Source organism: Mycobacteriales bacterium, assembly GCA_036497565.1.
Taxonomy (GTDB): Bacteria; Actinomycetota; Actinomycetes; order Mycobacteriales; family QHCD01; genus DASXJE01.
This window is the reverse complement of sequence record DASXJE010000254.1, coordinates 1-5,902: the sequence shown is the minus strand read 5'-3', so window position 1 is coordinate 5,902 and position 5,902 is coordinate 1. Positions and strand designations below refer to the sequence as shown.

At 73.0% G+C, this 5,902-nt stretch carries 6 protein-coding genes; 2 read left to right on the top strand and 4 right to left on the bottom strand.

The window, feature by feature from the left end:
- Window positions 1–572, top strand: a 572-nt coding sequence (locus tag VGH85_20220) for an amidohydrolase family protein (protein ID HEY2176138.1), incomplete at its 5' end; no start/stop codon positions are given.
- Window positions 573–736: 164 nt separating this feature from the next.
- Complete coding sequence (locus VGH85_20215; GenBank protein HEY2176137.1) at window positions 737–1,411, top strand: type II CAAX endopeptidase family protein; 675 nt, start codon at window positions 737–739, stop codon at window positions 1,409–1,411.
- A 57-nt stretch (window positions 1,412–1,468) separates the two neighbouring features.
- Here the strand turns inward: VGH85_20215 and VGH85_20210 are convergent, their stop codons facing one another.
- From VGH85_20210 to VGH85_20195, 4 genes are all read right to left on the bottom strand, one after another.
- Window positions 1,469–2,731, bottom strand: a complete 1,263-nt coding sequence (locus VGH85_20210) for an IS110 family transposase (protein HEY2176136.1) — start codon at window positions 2,729–2,731, stop codon at window positions 1,469–1,471.
- Window positions 2,732–2,968: 237 nt separating this feature from the next.
- On the bottom strand, window positions 2,969–3,724 hold the full coding sequence (locus VGH85_20205; protein ID HEY2176135.1) for a type II CAAX endopeptidase family protein: 756 nt from the start codon (window positions 3,722–3,724) through the stop codon (window positions 2,969–2,971).
- Between the two features lie 39 nt (window positions 3,725–3,763).
- Entirely contained in the window at window positions 3,764–5,761 is a 1,998-nt protein-coding gene (locus tag VGH85_20200) for an ATP-binding protein (protein HEY2176134.1), read from the bottom strand.
- Window positions 5,754–5,902, bottom strand: a 149-nt coding sequence (locus VGH85_20195; GenBank protein HEY2176133.1) for a LuxR C-terminal-related transcriptional regulator, incomplete at its 5' end; no start/stop codon positions are given. The genes VGH85_20195 and VGH85_20200, both read right to left, overlap by 8 nt.

Below are 5,902 nucleotides of genomic sequence, written 5' to 3'. Positions count from 1 at the left end.
CCGCCGCCCACGCCCACGGCGCCCGGGTGACCGCGCACGTGTTCGGCACGGACGCGCTGCACGGGCTGATCAGCGCGGGCATCGACTGCATCGAGCACGGCACCGGGCTGAGCGACGAGCTGATCGCGGAGATGGCTCGGCGGGGTACGGCCCTGGTCCCGACGTTGATCAATGTGGAGACGTTCCCGGGGATCGCGGACGGGGCACAGGAGAAGTTCCCGGCCTACGCCGCACACATGCGGTCGCTGCACGCGACCGCGCGGGACGTCGTCGGACGGGCCGCCGAGGCGGGCGTCGCCGTCTACGCCGGGACCGACGCGGGCGGCGGCATCGCCCACGGCCGGATCGTCGACGAGATCGTGGCCCTCCGCGACGCCGGCGTGCCCGACCCGCTGGGCGCGGCGAGCTGGGCGGCGCGGAAGTGGCTCGGACGGCCGCTGCTCACCCCGGGCGCGCCGGCGAGCCTCGTCGTCTACGGCGCCGACCCGCGCACCGACCCGGAGTCGCTCCGCCGCCCGTCGGCCGTGCTCGTGCGCGGCCGTCGTGTCGCGCGCGGCGCGGGTGTGGCGTGACCGCCGGCCCACCCGGCCCTCCTCCCGGACCTCCGTACCCCGGGCCCCCGTACCCCGACCCGCCGCCGCCCGGATGGCCGGCCTCTCCGCCGGGCTCCGCCGAGCCGCCGCGCGGGTGGTTCGGGCTGCGGCCGGACCCGCCCGCGCCGCGCACCGGCTGGGCGGTGCGCCTGTTCGTGATCGCCGAGGCGGTGTTCCTCGGAGTCTCCGCCCTGGTCAGCTGGCTGATCGGGATCGAGGCGGCGGGCGCGGTCGGGATCATGGCGGCGATCGCCGTGCCGACCGTGGCGGCGGCGGTCACCGCCGTGCTGCTGACCCGGTGGCTCGGCAACGGGCCGCGGGTCGACCTCGGGCTGCGCTGGAGCTGGGACGACGTCGCGGTCGGCGTGATCACCGGACTCGGCGGCCTGCTGCTCACCGTGCCCGCGGCGCTGGTCTACGCATGGGTGGTCGGGCCGGAGGGGATGAGCACCGCCGTCGGCGACGTGTTCGGCGGGGTCCGGACGACCTGGCCGGTCGCGCTCGCGGTGATGGCCGTCGTCGTGCTCGTCGCGCCGCTGTGCGAGGAGATCCTCTACCGCGGGCTCCTGTGGCGCGCCGTCGAGAAGCACGTGCACAACCAGTGGATCGTCTACCTGATCACGACGGTGCTGTTCGCGTTCGCCCACCTCGAGCTGACCCGCACACCGCTGCTGTTCGTCGTCGCGTTGCCGCTCGGTCTGGCCCGCGTGCTGACCGGACGGCTGACAGCGAGCGTCATCGCGCACCAGATCAACAACTTCCTGCCCGGCCTCGCGCTCGCCCTGATGCTGACCGGCGTCGTCCCGGGCTCGCTGTAAGGAGAATCGACCGTAGCCGGGCTATGCAGGCTGTAAGGAGAATCGACCGTAGCCGGGCTATGCAGGCTTCTCCAGGGTGACTCGGTAGCCGAGGTTGTGGAGTTGGTTGATCAGGCGGTCACGTTGACGGTCGGTGTTGCGGCGGGTGAAGTAGTCGCCGCCGAGGTCGTCGTAATCGCAGTCGTCGGTCAGTAGGTGCCAGCAGATGACCAGGATCGAGTGCGCGACCGCGATCGCGGCCTTCTTCTTCCCGATCCGCCGCGCGAGTCGCCAGAACTGGGCCGAGAGATAGGTGTCCCGCGATCGGGCTGCGGACCAGGCGCACTGTGTCAGCACGTCGAGCAGCCAGACGTCGCCCTTGGTGGTCTTGCCGGAGCCGCGTTTGCCTCCGGTGATGTTGTTGCCGGGTGCGACGCCGGCCCAGGAGGCCAGGTGCGCGGCGGTGGGGAAACGGGTCATGTCGACGCCGATCTCGGCGATGATGGTTTCGGCGGCCCGTGTCCCGACCCCGGTGATGGTGTCGAGCCGGTCACGGGCTCGGGCAAAAGGGACTCCGCCCTCGCTGGTGTGTTCGGCGAACAGGGCCTCGACGCGGCTGTCGAGGCGGGTGATCGCCTGCTCCAGGTGCGCGGTGTGGTCGAGGGCGAGCCCGATCAGCAAGGCGTGGTGGTCGGTGAACCGGCCGCGCAGCGCCTGACGCAGCGCGGGGATCTTCCGGCGCAGCGTGCCCTTGGCCAGTTCGGCCAGAACGTGCGGGTCACGTTCGCCTGCGACCAGGGCCGCGAGCATGGCTCGTCCGGATACCCCGAGTACGTCGGAGGCGACCGAGTCGAGCTTGATCCCGGCGTCTTCGAGGGTCTTCTGGATCCGCTGACACTCGCTGGTGTGAGCCTGGATCATTCGCTTGCGGTAGCGGGTCAGGTCCCGTAGCTCCCGGATCGCCTTCGGTGGGACGAAGCTACCGCGTAGCAGCCCGTGCTCGAGTAGCTCGGCCAGCCATTCGGCGTCGAGCACGTCGGACTTGCGGCCCGGCAGGATCTTCACATGGTGGGCGTTGACCAGCATCAACTCCCACTGCGAGTGCTCTTCGAGCAGGTACCAGACCGGTTTCCAGTACGACCCCGTCGCCTCCATCACGATCGCGGTGACGCCCTCGGAGGTGAACCACTCGGTCATCGCCTCCAGCGACGTGGTGAACGAGCTGAAGGTGCGGGTCTGCTTGACCCGCCCTCGTCCGCCCGCACCCGGCGTGCGCAGGCAGGCGACCACCTCGTCCTTGCCGATGTCGATCCCTGCGCACCGTTCGACCAGCGTGTCCATCCACGGCCTCCTCGCCCTGGTCGGCGGACATGGGCGGGGCCGGCGGGGCCAACCGATCAACGACGCTGTAAGGCGTGTACGAAACAACAATTCGAGGTGCCGGGAAGGCCCCTGGCATCAGTCTCTGAGACGGGCTCTCGCGCACCAAGCAAGAACGAGCTCAGCCGACCCCAGCACCGATTCTCATCCTTCGAGGCGGACCGGGGTAGGGCCATGGCATCTCTCTGAGGTCCCGGATCAGGACATCACGAGCGCGGCGAAGGTGAACCCGAGCGCGTTGTGCACGCCGTGGGCCACCACGGGCGGCCAGATCGAGCCGGACCGTTCGTAGAGGACGGCGTTCAGCACGCCGAGCACGATCGCGACCGGCATGACAACGTTCACGCCGTGCGCCAGCCCGAACAGCAGCGAGCTGACGATCACCGCGATCACCGGTCCGTAGCGGCGCAGCCCGCCGAACAGGACACCGCGGAAGAACAGCTCCTCGCCCAGCGGCGTGAGACCGGCCCCGAGCAGGAGCAGCAGCACGAACCCGATCCCGCCCGCGGCGGCCGTGCCGACGAGGAAGTCCTGCGGGTCGGACAGGTCCCCGGTGATCGCCTGGTAGCCGAGCACGAGCCCGAACGCCAGCGCCCGCATCAGCACACCGACGCCGGCACCGGCCAGCAGCCAGCGCCACGTCGTGGCGCGCAGCCCGACCGCGGGCAGCCAGCGCACCCGCACCACGAGCGCGATGCCGACGGCCAGCAGGAACGCCAGCGCCGAGCCGGCCAGCACCGGCAGCGTGTTCTGCCCCTGCGGTCCGGGCAGACCGGTCACGAGGATCGCGGCGACCGAGAACACGAACCACGCGACGACCGCGATCCCGATCTCGGTCCAGCCCAGCGACGGCCGTCCCGGCGGGCCCGCGCCGGGACGGGGCCGATCCGGGCCGGTCGCCGGGTCCGGCTCGGGCGCGGACACCGGGTCCGGCCGTTCGATCGCTTCGCTCATCGTCCCGTCCTCCTCCTGCGACACCGTGCCACGACGACGCTAGGCAAGGCCGGTGGCCGGGCGCGTCGTCGTCGGGGACGAGATCGACACCGGATGGTCCTCCTCGCGGAGGAGGACCCCGGGCGACGCGGCGGACCGGGGGAGCAGCGCGTGCACCCGCCAGCCGCCGTCCGGGCCAGGACCCACCCGGACGTGCCCGCCGAGCATCCGGGCACGCTCGTGCATCCCGGCCGTGCCGAGCCCGGACCCGTGGGTGTGACCACGGTAACCGGGCGCCGGACCGGCGTCGGCGACCTCCACCGTGACGGCGTCCGGACGGTGCTCCACCAGCACGCGGGTGTCGCTCGCGCCGGCGTGCCGGACGACGTTCGTCAACGCCTCGGTGAGGATGCGCTGCGCGAACAGCTCGGGATCGCCGGGCGGCCCGGCGGGGTCGCCGCGGACCGCGCAGGTCACCGGGACGCCGGCCGCGCGGACCGGCCGGACGAGCTCCTCGACGCCGTCGGCGGTGAGCGCGACGCCGCCGGGGTCCGGGGTGAGCGTCTCCAGCTCGGGCAGCGCGTCCGCTATCCGCCTGCCGGACTCCGCGATGTGCCCGAGCGCCTCCCGGCGCGCCGCCGGGTCGGTGGTGACGCGCGCCGCGCCCGCCTGCACGGCGATCGCCGACACGTGGTGGGCGACGACGTCGTGCAGCTCGTGCGCGACCCGTAGCCGTTCCCGCTCCAGCGTCTCGCGGCGTTCGGCCTCGTGCCGCTCGGAGCGCAGCGTCTCGGCGTACCGACGGTGGTCGCGGCGGCGCACGCCGGCGAACCACAGGAACGGGACGACGAGGTAGGACAGCACGATCCCGGCCGCGTCCGCCGAGATCTCGGCGTTCATGGCCGGGACCGTCAGGTACGCGACGAGCACGGCGAGCGTCCCGGCGGCCGTCAGCACCCCGGAGCGCCGCGGCGGCGCACCGACGCCGACGGCGTAGACCAGGAACATCCACGACGCCTCGATGAACGCGTTCGTCCCACCGAGCGAGCCGGTGGCGATCGCGGCGACGGTCGCGACCGCGAACGCCGACATCGGGGCACTGCGCCACCAGGCGACCGCGAGTACCTGCACGGCCAGCGACACCATCGCCGCCGGGGTCGACCACGGCAGGTCGAGCAACGGGAGCGACCGGTCCATCGAGACCTGGCCGATCGGACGCAACGGCAGCGCCGCCACCCCGAGCGCGACGAACCCGAACGCCGCCGACAGCGCCAGACCGCGCCGGGTCGGCTGCCAGGGCGTGGACCGCCCGTCGCGGTCGGCGGGGCCCCGTGGAGGTCGGTCGGGATCCGGCCCCTCCTCGCGCAGGGCGGTCAGCGCCCGCCGCATCCGCGACAGCACCTCCCGCGCGTCGCGTTCCAGGGCGGGGACGGCGTCGCCGTCGTCCAGGGCGGTCGTGCGCTCGGTGAGGCGGCGCAGCCCGTCCAGCACCCCGCTGCCCAGCTCGTCCGCGATCCGGGTCCGCTGCACGGCCAGGGCCGCCGCCGTCCGTGCCCGCTCCTCGGACCGGCGACGGGTCTCCTCCCGGGCCCGCACCGCACGGCTGATCAGACCCAGCACGGCGCCGACGGCCGTGTAGGCCCCGACCGAGAACCCGATGGTGATGGCGTAGCCGACGCCCGCGGCGACGTCACCGTCGCGCAGCGTGTAGCCCGCGCCGGACACCGCGGCGACCCCGAGGACCGCGAGGGTGAGCAGCCACCCGGAGCGGACCGGGCCCCGCGCCAGCACGAACGCGACGACCGCCCAGACCAGCGACTGGGTCGGCGCCAGCACGGCGTACCCCAGTGCCGCCGGGACGGCGAGGACGGCGAGCGCCGTGCGGGGTCGGGTGCGACGGAGCGGCACGGCCGCCAGCTCGACGACCGTGATCGCGATGCCCGCCACGATCTGGCCGGTGTCCAGCCCGGACAGCACGATCGACGCCGTCGTGAACGTGAGGAGCAGCGCCATCAGCACCAGGTCGGTGCGGCGGTGGGTGGGACCGGGCTCAGCCATGGAGCAGGCCGTGCTCGTAGGCGAACACCACCAGTTGGACCCGGTCGCGCAGCTCCAGCTTCGTCAGCAGGTGCGAGACGTGCGTCTTGACGGTCGTCGCGCCGAGGAACAGCTTCTCGGCGATCTCGGCGTTGGACAGGC

What these genes read in the sequence shown, in the direction of transcription:
- VGH85_20210 (HEY2176136.1), bottom strand. Translation starts at nt 2,731, where the DNA reads ATGGACACGCTGGTCGAACGGTGCGCAGGGATCGACATCGGCAAGGAC.
- VGH85_20205 (HEY2176135.1), bottom strand. Translation starts at nt 3,724, where the DNA reads ATGAGCGAAGCGATCGAACGGCCGGACCCGGTGTCCGCGCCCGAGCCG.
- VGH85_20200 (HEY2176134.1), bottom strand. Translation starts at nt 5,761, where the DNA reads ATGGCTGAGCCCGGTCCCACCCACCGCCGCACCGACCTGGTGCTGATG.